Below are 22,523 nucleotides of genomic sequence, written 5' to 3' on the forward strand. Positions count from 1 at the left end.
CGCGCGGCCCTGGATGCAGGCAATACACCCCCCGCGAGATGCAGCAATACGCCGATCTGCGGGGGGCGCCGTCTCACCCGACCGGCGCGATCTCGTCACACTTTGCGGCGATCACGTCGGCGAGGGTGTCAGCGAGCAGCGCGTTCATCTCGCTGGCGGCCTGCGCGGGTGGCAGCTTCTCGCTTGGCAGCGGCGCGACTGCGGCGGCCTCGGGCAGGCCTTGCAGGAAGTCGTCAATGGGAAGGTTGCCCTGGGCGTTGCACGCCGTCTCGACCAAGAAGCCACCACCGAGCACGCAGTCCAGCCCACCGCAGCCGGCCTTGGCCGCGGCCACCTTATCGAGCATCGCCAGGCCGCCGGGCATGTTGTCGATGACTTGCGGGGTCTGATCGGGCTCATCGGTCATGAAGAAGACCAGCAACACCGCGCCCGCGTCGCGCAAGAAGCCTGCGTTTGTCGCGCTATTGGAGGGATCCATGGCCCAGCCGGCCGGCGCGGACGTCATCTCGATGTTCGAGCCGCCAGTGCCAATCGCCGAGGCGCTCGCGAACCAGCTCTCGAGCTCGGCGACCGCCGCGACATCGTCGGTGTCAAACTCGAAGTAGTAGGTTCCATTACCGGGATCGAACAACCGGCCCTGGGCGCCGTTCGTGCCAGTGTTCTGCTGATCCGGCGTGATATAGAAGTTGTCGCTTGGCATCCCGTCGCCCGTGAACGTGCACTCGCCGTTGAACTCGCTGGTTGAGCCCGACCCGGCGTGTCCCATCTCGGAGCTGGTGACCCCGACGTGGACGTTGGTTCCCGGCGGGAGCGCGGCGGCCAGCGTGTGGGCGAACTGGGGGAACGCCAGCCCGAGCGCCGCCTGGTAGACATCCATGGACTTCGAGTTATCGATCACGAACAACAGATCGACATAGTCGCAGCCTTGGCCATGAGCGCCGCCGTCGTCGACACCCGTGTCTGACGGCAGGACATCGAGCTTGGGGAGGCCCGAGTCGTCCTCGCCCGGATCGCCGTTGTCCTGACCACCGCCCGAGTCAGCGTCAGGGTCAGAGCCAGCGTCTTGGGTGTGGCTGTCCGTCGCGCGCATGCTGGTGTCGAGGCCCGTGCCGACGCCCGTCATCGAAGACATGTCGGAGTCAGGATCCTCGGTGGAGCACGCGACGAGCGCGAGGACGGCGAGAGGGAGGGTGAATGATCGGCGAATCGACATGGTGAGTTCCGACATGATGAGTTCCAACATGCTGAGCCCTTGAAGTAGCAGTATAATCCTCAAAACGCGAACACGCGTGGTCCAGCGGTGCGCCAGGTCCCGCTTGGATGAAACCCGAGTGGCCTGAGCTACGCCGCGCAATAGGGGCATTCAATGTCATGACAAAAGCGCCGAGAAGCGCGCGATTGTTCCCTGAAGATGGCACGCAGTGGAGCGCGCTTCACACATGGAATTAGTGTTGACTGCGCAGCTTGGACTCGCGTATCCATGCGCGCGCGCGATGGCATGGCGGCACACTTCGAGCCGGGGGCAGGCGCTTGCAATTAGTTCGGGTTGACGATTGCGGAAGCGGGGACATTGTATGAATCCACGACGCGGTGATATCGCACCGCTGTCATAGGAGGTTACAGATGCACGTCAACAGCAAGAGTCCACTACGGTCTGCATGTTCGATGGTCGCGGTCGCTCTGCTCTGCGGATGCGGTGGCCTTGGCTTCGTCGACCTGGACGCGGAAGACATGGAGCGGGCCGAGGATCTCATGATGGCCGACGCGCTCAACCCCCAACAGCAGGTGCCTGGCGCCGTGCTCGACGATCTCGCCCCGCCTGCCGGGGACAACGGCAACCTGAAGCTCTGCACCATCTGGTTTGACTCCCCCAACTATTGGCGCGAGTCGTTCGTCGCGCCGCAGGGATGGAGCGGAGCCAACTGCGACGAGTACCGAAAGAATCAAGGGGGGGTCTGGTATTCCCTGACCTGCCTCACCAGCTCGGGGTTCCAGGCTGGAACCAAGGGCGGGTCGCTGCCGGCAGGCAACCTCTGCGGCTGGTGAGCGCCCACCCAAGCCAACGCGGCCATTGTCGCCCGGCGCTCAGCTGCCCGACCGCAGCCGGTAGACCTTGCCCGTGGCCTTGCCTGGGCCAAGGCTGTCTGCGGTCAGCAGGTACAGCTCGCCAGCGTGGTCCCGCCCAAGCCCGCGCACGTACGCGCCAACGCGGCCATTGTCGCGATTGCGGATCTCGACCGGCTGCAGCGTCCAGGCCCCGTCACCCGCGGTGGGCGGCGAGCCGAGCAAGAGCGAGCCGTCACCTGGGGCCCAGCCCTTCGAGAAGTCTGCAAACACATAGCGGCCTTGAAACCCCTCGAGCGCTGCGCCGCGATAGACGTGCCCACCCATCACCGCGATCCCCTGGCCCACGCCCTGGTTGGCGTTCCGGTACTCGAGGATCGGCTCGACGAGCGGCTCGCCGCGGTTGTCGGTGTCTGGGCACGCGTCGAGCGACTTGTTGGGCTGCGCGGTGCTGAAGCAGTGCGTGCCTTCCTTGACGTTCCAACCGTAGTTTCCGCCAGCGACGACGATGTCGACTTCTTCCCAGCGATCTTGCCCAACATCACCCACGAACAGCTGATGGCTGCCGCCAGTGTCGAACGAGATGCCGAAGGGGTTGCGCAGTCCATAGGCCCAGATCTCGCCCGCGACGTCCGCCGTGTCCACGAAGGGGTTGTCGGGTGGAATCGCGTACGGCTGTCCGCCATCCACGTCCACGCGCAGGATCGAGCCCAGCAGGTTGTGCGTGATGTCCTGCCCGTTCCCGCCTTCGTTGGGCTCGTACCAGTCCTGAACATGGCCAAGCCCGGTGTCGTCGGCGCCACCGCCGTCACCCAACGGAATATAGAGGTATCCGTCTGGGCCAAAGGTGATCTGGCCGCCGTTGTGGTTGCTCTGGGGCTGGTCGACCTGCAACACCAGGCTCTCGACGCTTGGATCGGCGAGGTTGGCGTTGTCTTGACCCACCCGATACATCGCCACGCGGCTGGTGTGATCGAACCCTGTGGGGCCGTTGGCTCGCAGCGGCGCGCTGTAGTACACGTAGAATTGGCCGTTGTGAGTGTAGTTGGGGTGAAAGGCCAGACCGAGCAGACCTCGCTCGTCGTAGCCCTCGTCGAGATCGACGAGCTTGGCGCTGATGTCCAAGAATGGCTCGGGGCGCAGCTCCCCGTCAGCGTCGATGATACGGATGGCCCCCGTCTGCTCAACGACGAATAGACGCCCGGTTTGGTCGGGGACTGGGACCAAGGCCACGGGCGCCGTGAGCCCATCGGCGACAGGGTCTAGGCTGACCGCCGCGACGAATGCGTCGTTCGGGTGCTCGCTGCATCCAACGCTGCACCCTCCGCTCATCAGCCCTACAGCAACGAGTAAACATACATTCGAGTTAACAAAATAGATGGAATTGCCCATGATGGATAACATCGAGTGTTGCGGTGATGCTGCAACCGACATGCCACACAAACGCTCGACATGGAGAATCGCCAGACCCAACGCTGGCCGAGCGCAAGACGCCGCGATCTCGAGCCCGCGAGCGGCTACTGTTGCCTCCGCGGCAGTGGCCTGCGACCACCACTCACGGGTAGCGCGTGCGTGTGAGCGGTTCCTCGATGCGAAACACGGCCCGCGCCTCGTTGATCACCAGCAGCGCCTCGCCGTCCCAGGTCAGCGCCTCTACCTGTCCCGTGACCGCCGAATCGAACGCGATCCAGCTGACCAGCTCATCGAACAGCTCAGCGGCTTCGCCCGAGTCGGGGACCGCAAACACGAACACCCCGTCGTAGCTGAGCATCGCCCAGTACCGGCCAGCGTAGGGCCCCTCGGACGCGAGCTCAGCCGCGGTCACCTGGCCCGACCACTTTTGCAGCGCCGGGCCCAAGTGCGGGCCAAGGTCAAAGCTCGCAAGGCGCTCGAGCGCGACCTCTTCAGCCTCGAGGCTGGGAAACCGATACAGCCGCGTGCGGTCGTCGCTGCGGTGCTTGGTCAGCAGCAACAGCTGCCCGCGCCACCACAGCAGCGCCTCGCTGTCGTAGTCGCTCAGCTTGTTGCCAAACTGGGTCTGCTCCGGAAAGTAGTAGTCGACGCTGCGATCGACGTGGACCTCGCGTAGATCTGCGTGGGGATCGGGCTCGGGGATCCGGTGGACCGACAGGTCCCGCCGGCCCGAGTCGCCGTTGCCGATGTCGCCCAACCACAGATTGCCGCGGTCATCGTGGGTGATGTCCTCCCAGTCGACGTTGATCGTGCCCTTGACCCGCAGACGCCTGAGCACGTGGCCCTGGGGGTTGATCGCAAACAGCCAGTTGCCGGCCCCAGAGTCGCCGTGGGTCCACAGCACGCCTGGGTAGGTTGGGCTCGTCGTCACACCCGACGGCTCGCGAATCGTGCGATCCAGCGCGACCCCGGTTGGCGAGGGCGGGGAGCAGCCAAGCAGGGCGACCACGCCAATCCAGCGACGACGCATCAGCCACCCCTCAACCGACTTCGCTGGCCGACAGCAAGACCTGGGGTGAGGTCGTGCGCTCGTCAACGAGAGTCTCATTCTTGATGTCCGCTGTGTCGGCATCGGGCGTGGATTGGTGCTGATCCGGCATCGGCGTCTGGGTTGCCGGATCTCGCTCGCTCGCAAGCCCGGCCGAGATTCGACGCGCGTGGGTCACCCGCACCATATACTTGTTTCCAAGCGCGCCAAAGCAGGCCTCGGCCCGGACCAACGCCGCGAGGGCCTCGGGCGCGTCACCGCGGGCCAGAGCCAGCTCGGCCGCGCCGCGCAACAGCCGACCTTGCTCGATCCGATTGTCCTGCTCGGGAGTTGACAGGATGCTGGTCGCCCGCCGCAGCGCGGCCTCGGCCGCCGTAAACTCGCCCGTTCGAATCAACAGATCAGCAGACAGACGGGTTGCGATCGCGTGCTGCAGCGGATTGCGCGTCGGGCCGCTGGCCGTCCCCGCGAGCACCTGATCGAGCGCCGCGCGGGCCAGCTCGAACTCACCAAGCCGGGTCAGCAGCTCGGCCCGCCCGTTGAGCGCCAGCAACACGACCAGATCCATACCCACCTTGCGGGCCCGATGCTCGACCGCGGCGAAGCTCGCGTGGGCCTGGTCAAACTCGTCCATCGCCAGGTGGATGTGGCCCTCGAGCACGCAGGCGTACTCGCGCGCGAGCATCATGCGATCGATCTGCGGATAGCGAAGCGCGCTGCCAACCAACGCCTGGGCCTCGTCGAACGCCCCCTGCTGCCAGGCCAAGTAGGGCCGAAGGTACAGCGCCCACGGATACGGCGGGCTGCCGATCTTTCGGCAGTTGCCAGCGATGCGCGCGAGCAGCTCCTCCGCTTGTTCTTGCCGGCCTGTCCACGCGTACCACAAGCATGGGGACGCCCAGACCTGATTGTAGAAGTCGGGCTTTTGGATCGCGTCGACTGCCCACAGGCCGTACTCGACCATCTGGGGGTCAAAGCGGCGCCCCTGGAACACCATGCAATTCGAGAACACCGCCGCGCCGACCCGCGCCGACATGGCCACGCTGTTGCCGCTCAGATCGGTGTTGAACAAGAATTTCCGAGCGCGAACCAGCACGTCGCCCATCGCGTCCAAGTGACCCGCGGCCTGCAGACACCCAGCCAGCGCCGTCGCCATCGCGCCCTCGAGCGGGGTCCGCTTGAACGGCAGCAGCCCCAGCGCGCGCTCGCCAAGCGGCAAGCCCCGCGCGGGCTCACCAGCCATGCCGGCGGCGACACAACCCAGCACGTAGCTCTCGAGCACCTTGGGGGCCCAGCTGGAGATCGGCGGCGGCAGCCGAAGTCGCCGCCGCGACGGCGCGCGCTGGTGCCGATAGGGCTGCGGCTTGGTCATGTTGGCGATCGCCCTGTCCCGCGCCGACGCGGGCAGCCGCCCGAACCCCGCGACGACTTTCTTGAGCAGCGCGCAGACCTTGTCGATGTTGCCCCGGGACTCCAGCGCCTCGCGGCAGCGCGCGGCCGCGGCGAAGGCCATGCTTGGCCACAGCACCAGCGCGTTCTCGGCGATCCGGGCGGACAGATCGAACGCCAGCGCGTCCGCGTCCGCCCGGTTGGGGCCGTCGGGGCTGTCGGTCTCCAGCAGCTCGAGGGCGCGGCTCCAGTACTCGATCGCCAGTGACTCGGCGCCCGAGCGCTTGGCCGCGTCGCCGGCCCGCAGCGTGTACTCGAGCGCCTTGCCGGGCGCCCCACCCCGGGTGAAGTGATAGGCCAGCGCGGCCAGCTGCGCGTCGAGCTGGTCGGCGTGGCGTCGCTCGAGATACTCACCGCAGCGCCGGTGGAGATCTTGGCGGGCGGCGGCGGGGATGTCGTCGTACAGGACCTCGCGCACGCGTTCGTGGGGAAACACGTAGCGGCGATCCTCGCGGGTCAGGAACCACCGCTCGGTCAGCGCTTCGACATCACCAAACAGCCGGTCTTCGTCGACGCCGCTGAGCGCCAACAAGGACTCGCGGTCGAGCGAGCTCCCAAGCACCGCGGCGACCCGGGCGAGCTCGAGCGCGCTCTGGCTCAAGCGACCAAGCCGCTCGAGCACGACCACGTCGATGCTGTTGGGCAGCGAGCGTGGCTCCCAGTTGGTCGGCAGCGACCAGCCCGCCTCTGTCGCGACCAACACGCCCTGCTCCATCAGATCGCGCATCACCTCGGTCACGAAGAACGCGTTGCCAGCGGTCGCGTGAAACAGCGCCTCGATGAATGCATCGGTGACCCGCAGCTCGTGCAGCATCGACTCGACCAGCCGCCGAACCTGGCCCTTGTCAAACGCCTCGAGCTCGAGGTGCTCGGTCTGCCCGTCCTGGACGGTGAACCACAAGGGGCTGTCGAGCGAAGCCTCGTCGCTGCGCAAGGTCGCCACGCACAGCACCCGACTCGACCGCATGTGGCGAAGACAGTGGTTGAGCAGATCGAGGCTGGGAAGATCACACCACTGCAGATCCTCGATCGCCAACACCATCGGGGTCTTGGCCGCGACCGCGAGCAGCCAGCTGGTGACGTCGGCCGCGAGCTCGTGCTTGTCAAAGCTTGGGCTCGAGTCGTCGGGACCGTGTCCAGGTTCGCTGCCGTGCGAGGCGGCGCCATCGAGCCGATTGCTGACCGAGAGGTGCCGCGAGAACTGATCGGGCGCCGACAGCGAGAGCAACGGCCGCAGCGCGGTCGCGAACGACTCATACGGGCCCGTGCTGGGCTTGCACTGCACGTGCACGACCTGCGCGCCGCGGAGCTTGGCCTGGATCAGCGTCTCTTGCATGAGCCGCGACTTGCCGACGCCGGCCGGCCCACCGATGAACAGCGAGCGCGCCTGGCCCCGCGCAGCGTCGGCCGCGAGCTGCTCGAGGTGGGCGAACTCCCGCTCGCGACCCACCATCAGATCGCTGATCAGATAGCTCGTGTTGCGGGCCAGGTTTTCACGGATGTGGTGGGCCCCAGCGAGGCGCGCGACGTCGTCAGCGACCTCGGCCGCCGACGCATAGCGCTCGTGGACATCCTTGGCCAGCAGCCGGCGCACGATCGCCTCGAGCTCGGGCGGGGCGTCGCTGCGATACTGGCGAAGCGACGCTGGGGTCTCGTTGATGTGTGCGCGCAGGGTCTCGCTGGTGGTGCCCAGAAACGGCGGACGCCCCGTCGTCATCTCGAACAGCACGCACCCGACCGAGTACAGATCCGCGCTGGTGTCCAGCGCGCCGCCCACGACGGCCTCGGGTGCCATGTAGGCCGCGGTCCCGATCGCGCTGAGCGTGGATCGGCTGCCCAGCCACTCCATCAGGCCGAAGTCCATCACCTTGAGCGTGCCGTCGTCGCGCACGCGCAGGTTCGAGGGCTTGATGTCGCGATGAACGTAGAGCCGCGAGTGAATGAACTCGAGCGCCAGCAGCAGCTGCAAGGTCAGCGCGTAGATAGTCTGGAACTCGAGGCCACCGCTCACCAGCATCTGTGACAGCTCGCGCCCGGGGACCAATTCCATGGTCAGGTATTCGGTCTGCCCATCCAAGAAGCCGCAGTCGTAGACCTCGACGGTGTTCGGGTGCCGCAGTCGCGCCATGGCCCGAAACTCTTCGCGGAACCGCAAGCGGCGCTCGGGTGTGATCGGGACGTCGGAGCGAAAGGTCTTGAGCGCGAGGTGCCGCTCGTCACCGAGTGTGTCTTGGACGCGATACACCGTCCCCATCCCGCCGTGACCGAGCTCTTCGAGCACGCGAAAACGGTTGGCTATCCACTCGAGCGACACCGCGAACATGATGCCAGAACTGGCGACTGCGATCCTCGCGATGTCGGCGCCGACGACTGTGTGCATTTGCCCGCCGTTGAGAATCGCGCGTGTGCGGTGAATCGCAATTGGGTAATCATGCCCCACTGCATCGGGCTATCGCGGCACAGGCGCGAGCGATCCAATCGTTTCGTCCGCGCGTGGGTGAGCGGTCGCCATGACCGCGATCTGGCACCGGGTGCGCCGCGAACACTTCGTCAGAACCGCAGCGACCAACGCAGGCCCACACCCTCGGGCCCCAACATCGCGGTGGGTAGCGCTTCCCGCCGCCTGCGCTCGCGCGCGTAGCCGAGCGCGACCAATGTTATGCCGGTCACAAACAAAGCCCCGGCCGCGGCGCCGCCCGTGAGCCCCGTAATTGTGCCTGCCCGCATTCGCTGTTCCTGACGCGCGATCGCGGCGAGATCTGGCTCGGACCCCACGCTCAGCGCTTGGCGCTGGGTGACTGCATCCGCGCGCAGTCCCAGTCCGACGCCCATCGCGATGAGCGCCGCGCCACCGAGCCCAATCACGATGTCGCCTGCGAGGACCATGCGGTAGTTGGCCGGCGCGACCGCGATCGGCGTTGGTATCGCGGGGGGCGGGACGAGTTCGGGTGTGACCGCGGGCCCCTCCGCTGGCCCCTCCGCTGGCCCCTCCGCTGGCTCCTGATTTGGCGGCGCCGCGGCGACCCCCGATGGCAGCGCAAGGCCAAGCGTCAGGCTGATCACCACGACCAAGCGACTCGTCACCAACTTGCTCGACCTGACCATTGGGATCTCTCGCTGCACCGGCTGACCCTACTCGCCCACACGGTCCGGCGCGAGCCGGGCGAGCAACGCGATCGCGGCGGTCTCGACTCGCAAGATCCGGGGCCCAAGGCTGACGAGCTCGTGCCCGAGCGCCAACAAGCGCGCGCGCTCGAACGGCACGAATCCGCCCTCGGGCCCAAGCACCAGACACAGCGGACCCGCGACCGCGCGCGGACATGGCCGCGGGCCCTCGGGGTCGGCGACCAACACCGGCCCCCGCTCGCGCAGCGCGACCAGGCGATCCTCCACGAAGGGCAAGAAGCGCGGGTGCAGCTCGACCTGCGGAACCACCGTGTCAACGCACTGCTCGAGGCCCAACAGCAGCTGCCGCCGCACGGCAGCGGGCTCGATCGCCGACGCCCCCCAGTAGCTCTTCTCGACCCGACGGCTGTGAAAGAAGATGAAGCGCTTGACGCCGAGCGCCGTGCCCTGCTGCAGCACTTTCTCGAGGGTGTGCGGACGCGGCAGCGCGATCGCCAGGGTCACCAGCGAGGGCGCAGGCGGCCGCGAGCCAAGCTCGACGCGCAGCTCGAGCGCCTCGTGATCACAGCGCAGCACCTCGCCGTGGCCCAAGTTGGCCGCCGCAGCTTCCCCGTCACCGCGCGCCTCGTCGACCAGACCCACGCGCACCCGATCACCTGCCGCGAGGCGCAAGTGCTTGCGAGCATGGACCAGGCGCCGGTCGATCAACCGCACGCGGTCGGCGGCCACGAAGTCCTCTGGCTCGATCACGATCAGGTTCACGCGAGGCTCCCGGGGCGAGTCTGGGCGACCGACGTGATCCGGTCCAGCGCTGGTAGTATTCGCCATGCTCTCTCGCAGGCGCCTGCTTGGATCCCTGGCCTGCGCGGGCCTGCTTGGCTGCCGAAGGACCACCGAAGGCCCGCGCCCAGAGTCTGGCCCGCGCCCGGGAGCTGGCCCGACCCAGCTGATCCGCGCCAACATCCACACCAACAACCCGGCCCAGCCGCGCGCCGAGGGCATGCTGATCCGCGACGGAGCGATCCTCGCGGTCGCGAGCTTCGCGGAGCTCGAGCAGCGTGGGGCCGATCAGGTGCTCGACTGGCGCGACAGCACGGTCATCCCAGGCCTGACCGACGCGCACGCGCACCTGCTTGGGCTCGGTCAGACCGCCGAGATCGTCGACCTGCGCGGCGCCACCTCGATCGACGAGATCCTCGCGCGGCTCCGCGAGCAGGCCCCGGCTTCGGGCTGGATCTTGGGTCGCGGCTGGGATCAGAACCTGTGGGGTGGCGCGATGCCGAGCGCGGCCCAGCTCGACGCCGCGTTCCCCGATCGCCCAGTGTGGCTGCGGCGAGTCGACGGCCACGCTGGCTGGGCCAACAGCGTGGTCATGCAGCTGACCGGCATCGTCGCCGGCACCCCCAACCCCGAGGGCGGCGAGATCCTGCGCGACCCCACAAACGCGAGCGCGGCGACCGGGGTGCTGATCGACGCGGCCATGGACGTGGTCCCGGTCCCGGCCCCAAGCCCCGCCGACATCGAGCGCTGGTTGGCGGCCGCGTGCAGTCACGCCGCCTCGCTCGGGCTCACCGGCGTCCACGAGATGGGCCTCGACTCCGTCGCCCACGCCGCGTTCACCAAGCTGGCGGCCAACCACGCGCTGCCGCTGCGGGTCCACGGCTACGCCAGCGAGAGCTGGTGGACCGCTGGCCTGAACGGGCTCACCCGCGCGCGCGTGGCCCCGAGCGATCGCTATGCCCTCGCCGGCGTGAAGCTGTACGTGGACGGGGCGCTCGGCAGCCGCGGCGCCGCGTTGATCAAGCCCTACGCGGATCGCCCCGACCACAGCGGCGCGCTCATGCACGAACCTCAGCAGTTCGCCGCGCTCGTCAGCGCGATCCTCGAGCGCGGATTTCAGGTCGCCTCGCACGCGATCGGTGACCTTGGAAATCGCACGATCATCAACGCCTACGCGACCGCGCTGGGTGCCAGGCCAACGCCCGAGCACCGCCTGCGCGTCGAGCATGCCCAGGTGCTCGACCTCGCAGAAATCCCGCGCATGGCGGAGCTCGGCTTGATCGCCAGCATGCAGCCAACCCACGCGACCAGCGACATGCCGTGGGCGCCGGCGCGGCTCGGCGAGGACCGGCTCGCGGGCGCCTACGCGTGGCAACGCATGCTGAATGCGGGCGTGCGCTTGGCGTTGGGCAGCGACTTTCCGGTCGAGCGACCCTCGCCGCTGCTGGGGCTCTACGCCGCCGTCACCCGCCAAGATCCAAGCGGCCAACCCAGCGGCGGCTGGCTTCCGGATCAGCGCCTGAGCATCGCCCAAGCGATCGACGGATTCACCCACGGCGCCGCGTTTGCGGCTCACCGCGACGACCACCTTGGCATGATCGCGCCGGGCTACCGGGCCGACCTCACCTGCCTGCGCGGCGATCCATACACCGTGCAGCCCCAGGCGCTGCCCGAGCTCGAGGTCCACGCGACCATGATCGACGGCGCGCTGACCTTCGAGGGCTGAACGCTGCGGGGGGTCGGGTAGACTCTCGCCAGGTGCTGACTCGTCGACGCTTGCTGACGGCCACCGGCGTCGCGCTGTGCTTCGCCGCGCTGGGGCGGAGCCGCGAGGCACGAGCGCGCGGTCGTTGGGGCGATCCAATCCCCGATCCCGACGGCATCCTCGACCTCCCCGCTGGGTTCTCGTACGCGATCCTCGAGACCGCCGGTGACCTGATGAGCGACGGCTACAAGCTGCCCGCGCGGCCCGACGGCATGGCTTGCTTTCCCGGGCCCGACGGCACGCTGATCCTGATGCGCAACCACGAGAACAGCGTGGGCGCTGCCACAGGTGGGCCCTACGCCGACGGCCAGTCGGCGCCGCCCGAGGCCTACAACCCCAAGGGCATGGGCGGCGTCTCGCGCCTGGTGATAGACGCCCAGACCTTCGCGCGAGTCTCGAGCAACCTCGTGCTGATCGGCACGTCTCGCAATTGCGCGGGCGGGCCAAGCCCGTGGGGCTGGCTGAGCTGCGAAGAGAGCGTGCTCATCGACGGCGCCTATCGGCACGGCTACGTGTTCTTGTGCCCAACCAACGCCGACACCGTCCAGCTGCCCGACCGCAAGCTTGGCTACGGTCGCTTCTTTCATGAGGCCGCCGCGATCGACCCGGCCACCAACATCGCGTACTTGACCGAGGATCGGTTCGATTCGTGCCTGTATCGATTCGTGCCAGACGACCCCGCCGCGCCCTTCGTCGGCAGCCTGCAGGCGCTCAAGGTCGTCGGCGAGGACAAGTTCCCGACCACGACCCTGCAGCTTGGCGCCGTGCTCGAGGTCGAATGGGTCACGATCGACGATCCCGATCCCAGCACGGACAGCGTCCGGGGCCAGGGTCATGCCAAGGGCGCCGCGTTGATCACCCGTGGCGAGGGCATGTGGAGCGTTGACGGCCAGGTGTTCTTCACCGCGACCACGGGCGGTCCGCTTGGGCTCGGTCAGATCTTTCGCTTGGTCGACGGCGCCGCGCCAACCCTCGAGCTGCTCGCCCACGCGGACGACCCAACCACCCTCGAGATGCCCGACAACATCACCGTCGCGCCCTGGGGCGAGCTGTTCTTGGTCGAGGACGGGCCCGCGAACAACTCGATCCGGTGGCTGGGCGCAGACGGACAGCTGTGTAGGTTTGCCAGCACGTCGCTCTACGAGCTGGCGGGGATCTGCTTTTCGCCCGACGCCCGGGCGATGTTCGTCAACATACAGGTCGCCGGGTTGACGCTCGTGATCACTGGGCCGTTCGTGGATGACGGCGGTGAAGAGGGCGGAGACGGCTGGGCCGGCGACAGCGAGGGCGGGGCCGACCCCGGCGCAGAGGGGGGAACGGCGGCCCCACCCACCGAGGTGGGATCTGCCTGCGCGTGTTCCAGCGTTGGTGAAGATCCGCTCGACGGCAGCGCGAGCACGCTGGCGATCTTGACCGCAGCGTGGGTCGCCACGCGGCCACCCAAGCCCGGCGAACGGTGACCACCAAGGCCTCGGCGCGTGTACCATGCAAGGGTGGCTGACGCGCTCACTTACAACAAACAGCAGGGCTTCTCGCGCGCCGAGACGGCCTTCATCCAACGCGTCGTGGGCTCCAACCCGGATGGGCAGTGGGGCCCAAGCACAGTCACCGCGATCCAGAGCTGGCAGGCGGCTCGCAAGATCCCCGCCGACGGCAAGGTCTGGCGCAGCACCAGCGGCGACACCTGGCCGCAACTATTGAGCACGGGCGCCGCGGGCTGGGCTACCGCCACGCCCAAGATCACCCGGGTCGGGCTGTGGACCTTCAGCGACGCACTAATGCCCACGAGCAGCGCGTGCAGCCACGCGCTCGAATTGGCGGTAGAGGCCGGCCTGACCGACGTCGTCTTCACCCTCGACAACGACACAGACACCACATTCGAGCTTCCCACCACAATCGCCAACATCGTCGAGTCCGGGAAGGCCTACAAAGACAAGGGCATCGACGTCAGCCTCAACGCTTTCATCTATCCAAGCTCCGACTATGTCACCGCGCTGACCGACGCGGTCTTGCAGATCGATCACCAGCTGGGCCTGCGCCGGCTCGACATCGACGCCGAAGAGCTGTGGATCAAGCACGCCGATCAAGCGGCCAAGGACAGCGCCGCCGAGCTGTTTGGCCAGCAGCTACGCGGCGCGCCCTTGTTCGTGGCGATCAACGGAATTGTCTACACCAAGCAAGCCGCCCTCGACCCGCTGGTGAAGCAGAGCTGCGTCACCCACGTGACCCCCCAGGCCTACAGCGTCGCCAACAAGACCTCGTCTGACGGCAAGCCAAACGCCACCTACAACCCGATCGACCTGCAGACTACGGCCCACACCAAGTGGGCCGGGTGGTGGCCGGATCGCAAGATCATTGGGGGCTTTGCCACTTACAACCAGGCTGGCCGCTATGAGCTTGGGACCCTGAGCGAAGATGTTGCGATTGGGCTCGCGCTGCAGACCTGGGCGGACCTCGGAGTGACAGAGGTATGTGGATGGTCGATCAAGCAGGTCTCGAGCGTGACGGCTGCGTTGCTGCGCCAGCGCTGCCCGGTCTCCTAGATAGTCTCCTAGACGGGCTCCCGCTCACTCGAAGTGCGGGCCCCACTCGCGGCCGGCCAGGCGATTCCGGCGTTTCTCGGGCGTCAGCGCATATTGCTTGCACGCCGCCGAGTCACCGCCCTCCAAGAAGGTCTGCACCGCACAATTGAACTCGTCGGGAGAGCTCATCATCGGCGTGTGGCCGCCCAGGTGGACCACATAGGTCTCGCTGTCGGGGATCGAGTGGTCGAATATCTTCATGGCGTTGATCGGCACGACTGGATCGTCGTCGCCCCAGATCACCAGCGTCGAGGCCTGGATCTGGCCCAGCTGCGCCTTGGAGATTCGCGCGTAGGTTGGCGCGAGCAAGGCCGCGAGCGCCTCGAGGTAGGGCTTCTCTTCCACGGTGCCCGCGAAGCTGCCCGCGAACGCCTGCCGGGCTTGGCTCTTTGGATCCAGGCCCGGGTAGTGCTCGCCGGTCGTCATGTTCGCGACCTGCAGCCACCGCGCCGTGAGCATGTTGAGCACGCCGCCCGCCGAACCGGTGTAGCGGGTGCCCGTCGAGTCCGAGAGCACCAGCTTGGACACCCGCTCGGGCTGCTCGATCGCGAATTGAGCCGCGATCCACCCGCCGCCCGAGTTGCCGATCACGATCGCCTGCTCGACCTCTAGCGTGTCGAGCAAGCCGCCGAGCACCGCGACGTGCTGCTCCATCGTGTAGTTCAGGTGAGGGCCGCGCTCGGACTTGCCGTGGCCCGGGGCGTCAAACACGATGACCCGGTAGCGCGACTGAAAGTGCTCGAACTGATCCCACCAGTTCTGCACGTTGCCGCTCCAGCCGTGCACGAACACGATCGTCTTGGCGTCCTTCGGCCCAGCCTCGAGGTAGCAGATGCTCAGCCCCTCGATCTCGATGAAGCGCTCGTCGAGCCAGTAGCTAGGTGGCGTCCACGCCTCGGTCCCGGCGACGACCTGCCCACAGCCGAGCCCCGGCGCTGCCAGCACGCACGCCAACACGAGCGGCAGCGTCTGCAACGAAGATATGCGCGGAGCGGTCATGGTTCTCGAGCGGGGCTTTGATGCTAAACCCTAGCCGCCGCGCTCACCACTCGATCTTCAGCCCGATCGACGGCGCCGTTGGCAGCGAGAGCACCGGCCGCGTCACCGTGAAGTCGTAGCCATAGCTCAAGAACTCGGTGTTCTCCGCGCTGTAGACGTTTAGAATGTCGAGGTAGCTCGTCACCTTCACGCGCCGGTACACCCAGGTCTTGTCGACGCGCAGATCCAGTTGATGAAAGGTCGGCAGCCGCGCGGAGTTGGTTGGCCCCTGGATCGGGATGTAGTTCGCCGAGGTCGCGTCGAACACCCCGTTGACGATCGGCGTGTAGGGGTTGCCCGAGACCACCCGCATGCGCGCGCCGATCCGCCAGTTGAGCGGGAAGTCGTAGCTGGCGATCAGCGTGAGAATGTGGGTCTGATCAAAGTCGAACAGCGCCTGCGGCTCGCCGGGCGCGGGGACCCGGACCGAGCGCATCAGCGTGTACGAGACCCAGCCATAGAAGCGATCGCCCAGCTCCTTCTTGAGCAGCAGCTCGCCGCCGTACACGTCCCCGGTCCCAGTCGAGGCGAAGGTCTCGGGCCGCGGGTCGTCCTCGCCGGGCCACTTCACGATCTGCCCCGACGGGCTGGTCAGATCCCACAGCCGCTTGTAGAAGCCGGTGAGCTCGACGCTGACGTCCCACGGCAGCTGCCGCACAACCGACAAGCTGGTGTGCACCGATCGCGACAGGCGAACCCGCGGGTTGCCAAAATACAGGTCGTTCTCGACCTCGGTGGGCCCTTGGCTGTAGAGCCCGACCCCACCCTTGAGCTTGGTCTTGTCCGCGACGTCAATGATGAAGCGCAGGCGTGGATCCAGGGCCGCCCGGTTCTGCGGCGCCGCGAACCAATCAAAGCGCAGGCCCGGGTACAACATCAGGCGCTTGCCCACGCGCAGCGTCAACGTGGAGTAGAGGCTGGGGATCAGCCGCAGGTAGTCGGTCTCGCGCACGGTCGCGTCGGCCTTCGTGGTCCCGACCGCGTCGGCGCCAAATGGCACGATCGCCGCGCGCCCACGCCACCACTCGCTGACCACCTCGGTGCCGACCCGCAGGCGGGCGTTGGCGCTGAGCCGCCGGCTGATCTCGGCGCGGGCCGAGAGCGTGTCGGTGTCGACCTCGAAGTCGAAGTTGCCAAAGATCGCCCCCGAGAAGTACTCGCGCTTGTACGAAGGCGTGATCAAGAACTCCCAGGGCCCGTCGACCTTGCGATAGACAAGATCGACGCGGTGAAACCCCTGAACGGTCTCGAGCTGGTTGCGCTCGTCCTCGCTGACGTCGTTTTGCTCGGTGAACAGCAGCTTGCTGCGATCATCCGAGCCGAACACCCGGACCGAGAGCTCACCGCCGCCAACCGGATAGTCGAACAAGCCCTGATAGTCCCAGTAGCGCGGGGCCAAGGTCAGGCCAAGGCCAACCTCGTCGGGGATGACGAGCGGCAACAACAGATCCACGTAGCTGCGCCGGCCCGACAGGATGTAGCTGCCCTTGCCGATCGGGCCCTCGGCGAGCACGCCCGTGTCGAATAGATCGGTGTCGATGTAGCCGTGGAACCCGTCGCGCCGACCCTTGCGTGGTTGAACATTGACGACACCGCCAAGCGCGTCGCCGTAGCGGCTGTCAAAGTTGCCGGGGATGAAGTCGATCTGCGCGAGGATGTCCGCGTTGAACACCGAGGTCAGCCCGCCAAAGTGAAACAGCGTGGGGATCTCGTGATAGCCAAGGTAGACCCCCGAGTCCCCCGGCGCGGCCCCGCGGATCGTCAGCTGGCCGGCTCCAAACGGCGCCCGCGCGACCCCTGGAAAGTTCTGGATCGACTTGAGCGCGTCGCCCAGGGTGCCGGGGATCTCGTTGACCTCTTCGATCGTGATCGTGCGGACCACCGCCTCGGTCATGCCGTCGCGGTCAACGCTGACCTCGGTGCGAAACGGATTGGCCGAGGTGCGGGTCAAGAAGTACTTGGTCTCGAGCCGCTGATCCGCCGCGAGCTCCACGACCCACTCGAGCCGCTCGAAGTTCGGCGCAATGATGATCACCCGGACTTGGCCGTTGGGCACCCCGGCCAGCGCAAACTCGCCGGTGTCTGTGCTGAGCGCCTTGCGGATCCAGGCCGGCTCGGTCTCTTCGCCGTAGAGCTTGTGGCGGACCTTGCCGAGCGGGTAGTCGCCGGCCGGGACCGCGAGGATCGTCGCGCCGCTCACCGGGGTCCCGCTGCCGGCCTCGCGCACCACCCCTGTGATCCGCGGCGGGCCCTTGGGCTGCTCGATGGGCTCCGTGTCGCCGTTGCCTGTGCCGCCTTCGAGCTCGTCGGGCTCGGACGGCGCGTCGGGTTCATCGGGCACAGACGGCTCCGGCGGCGCGAACGGGATCGCCAGCGAGAGCACGACCTCGACCGGCTCGTCCTCGTAGGTGGCAGGCGAGAAGCGCAGCGCGGCGACGACCTCGAGCGCGATCGCGTCGAGCACCGGATCCACGCCAGCGAGCAGCTCGATCTCTTTGGGTACGCCGTCGATCCCGACCACGTACTGCACCATCACCTCGCCGCCTGGTGGTTGCTCGCGTGCGAGCAGCTCCGGCGGGTAGGCGTAGGGGCGGACCTCGTTGATGAGCGTGGGCGGGACCAGCTCGGACGCGGGCGCGGTGGGCCCTGGCGGTGGTGCGGCGGCAACCAGCGTGGGGACCAGCAGCGCGCACACAAACACCAAGGCCAGGCCCGCGACAGCGCGACCCTTGCGGAGCCTCGGTTCAGCCGAGCCTGCCTCGCAGCGGCGTTTCACGGGCCGTTTGGATAGCACATGTCGCCAGACCGCGGGCATCGGGACCCGCGCGTGTTGGCGCGGCCGTAACTGGCGCCCAATCGATGCGCTGATCAGTCCAGCGCTTCGCCGCCGATCACCAGGACGCCGCCGACTTGGCCGTTGCCCAGCTCGGTCCCTTGCTCGGTCCGCGCACGAGCGCCCCCGCCTCTGAGGGACCCCTGCCGGTGGCAGCGAACTATTCCCGCGCGTGCGTCACGACTCTGTAAGAGCCCCCAAAAACCTCGCGTTGTCGGCCCTCGCAAGCCCATGCAACGCCTCAATCGCTCTCCCCGAATTTTGCTGCTGCTGTCTGCCCTCGCCCTGCTCGGCAGCGCCTGCGATCGCACGGGTGGCGGCGGCCCGCTCGGGCCCCTCGATGTCGACCACGCTGACGAGCGCGACAACACCAAGCTCGTCGAGACCGAGCGGCCCTACGTCGCGCCCGTCGATCTCGACCTGGACTGGGCCCTCGCCAACGCCTTGGTCCCGGCCGACAAGCCCAGCGAGCTGGTCGCGCGGATCCGCATCGAGGCCCCGGACAAGCTCGACCTGCCGCGTCCGCCGGCCCGCGTGGTCCTGGTCGTCGACACCTCCGCGTCCATGCAGGGCGACGCGATCGAGGGCGCGAAGGCGGCCGCGATCGAGCTGGTCGACAGCCTGGCCGACGACGACAGCTTCTCTTTGGTGGTGTTTCACTCGCAGGCGCAGACCTTGATGTCGGCCACGCTGATCGGCGACGAGAGCCGCGCCGCCGCGAAGGCCCAGATCGCGAAGATGCAGGCATGGGGCACGACCGATCTCGCCGGCGGCCTCGGCCTGGCGCTGCAGCAGCTGTCGACTGCCCCGGCCAGCATGGCGACGCCGGATCCCAAGACCGGCGAGCTGGCCCAAGCTGGGCCGGGCATGTGGGTCAGCAACGGCCCTGATCCGCAGGTGCTCGAGCGCGTAGTCTTGCTTGGCGACGGCGTGCCCAACGACGCGGCCCCGATCGCCTCGCTCGCCCAGCAGTTCGCGGCCCGCGGCGCCGCGATCACGGCGCTCGGCTACGGCCTGGACTACGACGAGGTCTTGCTCGCGAGCTTGGCCGAGCAGACCCACGGCCAGTTCCGCTTCGTCGAGAAGCCCGAGGCCGTCGCCGCGCTGTTCCGCGAACAGGTCCTGCACATCCAGCGCACGGTCGCCAGCGAGCTGCGCCTGGGCATGGGGCTGGGGCCCGGCATCACGCTGATCGAGGTCGTGGGTCACACCTCGCAGTGGAACCCCAGCCTGGGCCGCAACGAGGTCGCGCTTGGCAGCATGTTCGAGGGCCAGACCCAAGAGCTGATCGTCCGGCTGCAGGTCAGCCCCCACAACGACGGCGCGACCGTCGAGCTCAGCGACCTCGAGCTCAGCTTCAACGACGTCTACACCGGCACGGGCCAGCGCTTCGAGCGGAGCTTCATGTCGGCCCTGGCCAGCGGCAACGTCCAGGCGATCGCCGCCGGGCGCGACATCGAGATCGCGCGCGCGGGCGCCCACGCCCGCACCGACGCCGCGACCTTGCAGGTGCTCTCGCTCGCCCGCGCGGGTCAACTCGACGAGGCCAAGGCGTTGCTGGCCGAGGCCGTCAGCTGGGCCAAGGACTCATCCAAGACGCTCGAGGACGACAAATTGTGGACCCAGGCCGAGAAGCTCGCCGCGCTCGAGCCCGAGCTCAGGAGCCTCGCCCGCCAGGCGCGACAGCCCGTCGTCACCAACGTTGGCTACGGCCCCGTTGGCGGTGGCCAGCCGCAGCCATTCCCCGCGCAGCCAAGCTCGCCCGCGGGGGCGCGCGCGGTCAAGTCCGTGCACGCTGACGCGTACAACAACCTGCACAACTGATCGCCACGACCGCGCCCCGACCGGGCACCGAGTCCCGCGAGCGAAGCCTGACCACAGCCCCTCCAGCGGGTTGCGATCATGACAACGCCCACGGAGCCTGCCCCGCGCTTGACAACAATCTTCGCGCGCGCCAGGTAGACGAGCATGGACCTCGGACTCAGCGACCGACTCGTGCTCATCACCGGATCGTCGGCAGGCATCGGCCGCGCGATCGCAGCCGCGTTTGTCGCGGAGGGTGCCCGGGTGATCCTCAACGCGCGCAACGTCGAGAAGCTCGAAGCGCTCCAGCGAGAGCTGGGCGCGGATCGGACCTACACCGTGGCTGGGGACGTGTCCGACGGCGCGTCGGCGCAGGCGCTCGCTGCGGCCGTGGACAAGATCGGCCCGCTCGACATCCTGGTCAACAACGTCGGGATCTTCGGCGTCAAGCCCTTCGTCGAGATCACCGACGAAGAGTGGCTGCGCTACTTCGACGTGAACGTCGTCGGCAACGTGCGGCTCATCCGGCACTTCCTGCCCGGCATGCTCGAGCGCGACTTTGGGCGCATCGTCAACATCTCCAGCGAGTGCGGCGTCCGTGGGTTCGGAACGATGGCGCACTACGCCACGACCAAGGCCGCGCAGCTCGGGTTGACACAGAGCGTCGCCGCGCTGACCAAGGGCCGCAACGTGACGGTGAACAGCGTGCTCCCGGGGCCAACGTGGACCGAGGGCGTCGACGAGTACATGAACGGCGTCGCCCAGCAGCAGGGGATCTCGCCCGAGCAGGCGGCGAAGGACTACTTCGTCCAGAACGAGCCGGACTCGTTGCTGCAGCGATTCATCGCGCCGGAAGAGGTCGCCCAGACAGTCGTGACCGCGGTCGCAAATCCTGCGATCAATGGGGCATCGATCCGGGTCGAGGGCGGCCTGATCCGCTCGCTCTGATCCCAAACAACTGCTGGGCTGGCACGACCGCCGTCGACCTCGACGGAGATGGGTGCGAAGAGGACTGCGACTGCGAGGGCGACTCCGGCCCGCTCGAGTGACGCGCCGCTGCAGCGATGCCGCGAGGATCGTGAGTTCGGCCGTGGACTTGGCAGCACTGCTATCGAACTATCAGCAGCTCAGTGACCAGCTTTTTGGGCGTCCAATTCGTCGAGAAACGCCCGGAGAGCATCCACCGCGTTGGCGATCTCCCCAGCGCTCTTGCGCTGCAACAGCCCGACGAGCTGTGCGATCGGATCCGCGTCACTGAGAACGTCATCAGACATGCCCAAGACAAACGCGAGGGCGTCTACCGCGGTGTCTTGGTCTTCGCGGCTCCTGCGGTGGAGCAGATGAAAGACCTGGTTCATCCACGCAGACGCGTAGCCTGAGGACGTATCGTCCCAGTCGGGATCTGTGCCAAGCAGCACGTCTCGCATGTCGGGGAATGACGTCTCGCGGGCCAACCCCAACTCCATCGCCATGGCCTCTCGCTCTTCGGTGGTCAACTCGTCGCGACCCAGATAAGCGGCCGCGAGCCTGTCGAGCTTGCGCGCAGACTCTATCAACGCGTCGAGGTCAGACCGCGCGGGTTCCCAGCCCAAGACCCGCGGCAGCGCCCTCGCTAGCTCCAGCGTCGAGGACTCGAGGGCATCGGTGGCGTCCTGGCCACCGCCGGCCTCGCTCACCTCGTCCAGACGGGCGCGGAGGTTGGTTCGGAGCGCGCGGATCTTCGGCCAGTCCATCGCCCTACCTCACCCGTCGATGATCGAGATCTGCGTGACGCGCTGCTCGGCGTCGAAGCAGACCTTGGCGAGGAAGGGCGTGTTGTGCAGCAGCATCGGGTCGTGGCTGCAGCACTGCACGCCCACGTCGTCGGGGCCCGGGTCGGTGCAGCGCGGCTCGGTGTCCTCGGCCATCCCCAGCGCGAGCGGGTTGAGGCCCATGCACGGAGGATCGGGCGCCTCGGCGCATGCTGGCGCCCAGCTGTCGTAGGCCTGGGCCAGCCACGCGCGGTGCTTGTCGGCCGGGATCGTGCGCACGCGGATGTCCACTTCGCCGATGCTCTGCTCGCGGGAGAAGCGGAGGCTGGGCGCCCCCGCGAAGCGCTCGAACGCCGCCCAGTCCCCCTCGCGCAGGGCCTCGTAGACGAGGAAGAACGCGGCCGCGGGGTCGAGCGCGTCGGGGTTGGGCGTGGACTCGCTCGGCCTGGGTCCGGGCTCGACGATCAGCGGAGCACCGGCGGTCGCGTCGTCAGCTCGAACGGGCTGGACGTTCGCGGACGGTCGTCCAGCGCAGCCGGTGACGAGCGCAGCAAGCGAGAGGAGCGGCAGGGCAAGGCTTCGCACGGGCACAGCATACCGAGTGTGGCCCGGTTCGAGCGCGGGGCTGGCCTACTGCGAACTCGGGCGCGGGCACGGGAGCTCCGCAAGCAACGCCCGCAACTCCAGCGGACCCGGAGGGCAACGCCCGACCGCAAGCAACGCCTGTGAAGCCCCTCATCAAGATCTAGCAACGAGGCCGCGGGCACGGGAGCTCCGCAAGCAACGCCCGCAACTCCAGCGGACCCGGAGGGCAAAGCCCGACCGCAGGGGTGGGGGCCCCATGACGGCTCCGCCGGCATGGGGGAGGGGC

16 protein-coding genes are annotated in these 22,523 nt (G+C 67.7%); 6 read left to right on the forward strand and 10 right to left on the reverse strand.

The genetic code is table 11. From position 1 onward, the window contains the following. Positions 1–73: 73 nt before the first annotated feature. Entirely contained in the window at positions 74–1,132 is a 1,059-nt protein-coding gene (locus DB30_RS27360; protein WP_165703976.1) for a hypothetical protein, read from the reverse strand. Positions 1,133–1,665: 533 nt separating this feature from the next. Between DB30_RS27360 and DB30_RS27365 the strand changes: the two genes are divergently transcribed. Continuing rightward, complete coding sequence (locus tag DB30_RS27365; RefSeq protein WP_052554287.1) at positions 1,666–2,046, forward strand: hypothetical protein; 381 nt, start codon at positions 1,666–1,668, stop codon at positions 2,044–2,046. Between the two features lie 39 nt (positions 2,047–2,085). Here the strand turns inward: DB30_RS27365 and DB30_RS27370 are convergent, their stop codons facing one another. From DB30_RS27370 to DB30_RS27390, 5 genes are all read right to left on the reverse strand, one after another. Further along, positions 2,086–3,396, reverse strand: a complete 1,311-nt coding sequence (locus DB30_RS27370) for a PQQ-dependent sugar dehydrogenase (protein WP_146660850.1) — start codon at positions 3,394–3,396, stop codon at positions 2,086–2,088. Between the two features lie 223 nt (positions 3,397–3,619). Further along, positions 3,620–4,507, reverse strand: coding sequence for an SdiA-regulated/phytase-like domain-containing protein (locus DB30_RS27375; protein WP_052554289.1), 888 nt, complete (start codon positions 4,505–4,507; stop codon positions 3,620–3,622). 10 nt (positions 4,508–4,517) lie between these two features. Further along, a complete protein-coding gene (locus tag DB30_RS27380) occupies positions 4,518–8,297 on the reverse strand; it encodes an ATP-binding protein (protein ID WP_165703977.1) in 3,780 nt (1,259 codons plus the stop codon). Between the two features lie 227 nt (positions 8,298–8,524). Then, positions 8,525–9,097, reverse strand: a complete 573-nt coding sequence (locus DB30_RS27385; protein WP_052554294.1) for a hypothetical protein — start codon at positions 9,095–9,097, stop codon at positions 8,525–8,527. A gap of 9 nt (positions 9,098–9,106) precedes the next feature. Next, a complete protein-coding gene (locus DB30_RS27390; RefSeq protein ID WP_052554296.1) occupies positions 9,107–9,862 on the reverse strand; it encodes a 16S rRNA (uracil(1498)-N(3))-methyltransferase in 756 nt (251 codons plus the stop codon). Positions 9,863–9,926: 64 nt separating this feature from the next. Here DB30_RS27390 and DB30_RS27395 point away from each other — a divergent pair, with 64 nt between their 5' ends. The 3 genes from DB30_RS27395 to DB30_RS27405 are packed head-to-tail and all read left to right on the forward strand — an operon-like array spanning position 9,927 to position 14,188. After that, entirely contained in the window at positions 9,927–11,606 is a 1,680-nt protein-coding gene (locus DB30_RS27395; protein WP_052554301.1) for an amidohydrolase, read from the forward strand. Positions 11,607–11,638: 32 nt separating this feature from the next. Beyond that, the gene (locus DB30_RS27400; RefSeq protein ID WP_240480341.1) at positions 11,639–13,105 is read left to right on the forward strand and encodes an alkaline phosphatase PhoX; all 1,467 of its coding nucleotides are present in this window, start codon (positions 11,639–11,641) and stop codon (positions 13,103–13,105) included. Between the two features lie 33 nt (positions 13,106–13,138). Beyond that, the gene (locus tag DB30_RS27405; protein WP_052554305.1) at positions 13,139–14,188 is read left to right on the forward strand and encodes a peptidoglycan-binding domain-containing protein; all 1,050 of its coding nucleotides are present in this window, start codon (positions 13,139–13,141) and stop codon (positions 14,186–14,188) included. Positions 14,189–14,212: 24 nt separating this feature from the next. Here DB30_RS27405 and DB30_RS27410 read toward each other — a convergent pair whose 3' ends face one another. Then, on the reverse strand, positions 14,213–15,226 hold the full coding sequence (locus DB30_RS27410; protein WP_146660854.1) for an alpha/beta fold hydrolase: 1,014 nt from the start codon (positions 15,224–15,226) through the stop codon (positions 14,213–14,215). A gap of 43 nt (positions 15,227–15,269) precedes the next feature. Then, entirely contained in the window at positions 15,270–18,041 is a 2,772-nt protein-coding gene (locus tag DB30_RS27415) for a TonB-dependent receptor domain-containing protein (RefSeq protein ID WP_240480342.1), read from the reverse strand. A gap of 288 nt (positions 18,042–18,329) precedes the next feature. Between DB30_RS27415 and DB30_RS27420 the strand changes: the two genes are divergently transcribed. Both DB30_RS27420 and DB30_RS27425 read left to right on the forward strand, forming a co-directional pair. Further along, entirely contained in the window at positions 18,330–19,922 is a 1,593-nt protein-coding gene (locus DB30_RS27420) for a vWA domain-containing protein (RefSeq protein ID WP_146660858.1), read from the forward strand. 144 nt (positions 19,923–20,066) lie between these two features. Next, a complete protein-coding gene (locus tag DB30_RS27425; RefSeq protein ID WP_052554313.1) occupies positions 20,067–20,849 on the forward strand; it encodes an SDR family NAD(P)-dependent oxidoreductase in 783 nt (260 codons plus the stop codon). A 179-nt stretch (positions 20,850–21,028) separates the two neighbouring features. Here DB30_RS27425 and DB30_RS27430 read toward each other — a convergent pair whose 3' ends face one another. Together DB30_RS27430 and DB30_RS27435 are read right to left on the reverse strand one after the other, a co-directional pair. Further along, positions 21,029–21,634 (reverse strand): hypothetical protein, encoded by a 606-nt coding sequence (locus DB30_RS27430; RefSeq protein WP_052554315.1) that lies wholly within the window; start codon positions 21,632–21,634, stop codon positions 21,029–21,031. A gap of 9 nt (positions 21,635–21,643) precedes the next feature. Then, complete coding sequence (locus DB30_RS27435; RefSeq protein ID WP_146660860.1) at positions 21,644–22,237, reverse strand: hypothetical protein; 594 nt, start codon at positions 22,235–22,237, stop codon at positions 21,644–21,646. Between the last annotated feature and the right edge of the window lie 286 nt (positions 22,238–22,523).

The sequence above is a fragment of the Enhygromyxa salina genome, from assembly GCF_000737335.2.
Classification (GTDB): Bacteria; Myxococcota_A; Polyangia; order Nannocystales; family Nannocystaceae; genus Plesiocystis; species Plesiocystis salina_C.

Bases quoted from the DNA above. Each gene is read 5' to 3' on its own strand.
- DB30_RS27370 (WP_146660850.1), bottom strand. From the start codon at position 3,396: ATGAGCGGAGGGTGCAGCGTTGGATGCAGCGAGCACCCGAACGACGCA.
- DB30_RS27430 (WP_052554315.1), bottom strand. From the start codon at position 21,634: ATGGACTGGCCGAAGATCCGCGCGCTCCGAACCAACCTCCGCGCCCGT.
- DB30_RS27375 (WP_052554289.1), bottom strand. From the start codon at position 4,507: ATGCGTCGTCGCTGGATTGGCGTGGTCGCCCTGCTTGGCTGCTCCCCG.
- DB30_RS27395 (WP_052554301.1), top strand. From the start codon at position 9,927: ATGCTCTCTCGCAGGCGCCTGCTTGGATCCCTGGCCTGCGCGGGCCTG.
- DB30_RS27380 (WP_165703977.1), bottom strand. From the start codon at position 8,297: ATGTTCGCGGTGTCGCTCGAGTGGATAGCCAACCGTTTTCGCGTGCTC.
- DB30_RS27425 (WP_052554313.1), top strand. From the start codon at position 20,067: ATGGACCTCGGACTCAGCGACCGACTCGTGCTCATCACCGGATCGTCG.
- DB30_RS27420 (WP_146660858.1), top strand. From the start codon at position 18,330: ATGCAACGCCTCAATCGCTCTCCCCGAATTTTGCTGCTGCTGTCTGCC.
- DB30_RS27410 (WP_146660854.1), bottom strand. From the start codon at position 15,226: ATGACCGCTCCGCGCATATCTTCGTTGCAGACGCTGCCGCTCGTGTTG.
- DB30_RS27365 (WP_052554287.1), top strand. From the start codon at position 1,666: ATGGTCGCGGTCGCTCTGCTCTGCGGATGCGGTGGCCTTGGCTTCGTC.
- DB30_RS27360 (WP_165703976.1), bottom strand. From the start codon at position 1,132: ATGTCTTCGATGACGGGCGTCGGCACGGGCCTCGACACCAGCATGCGC.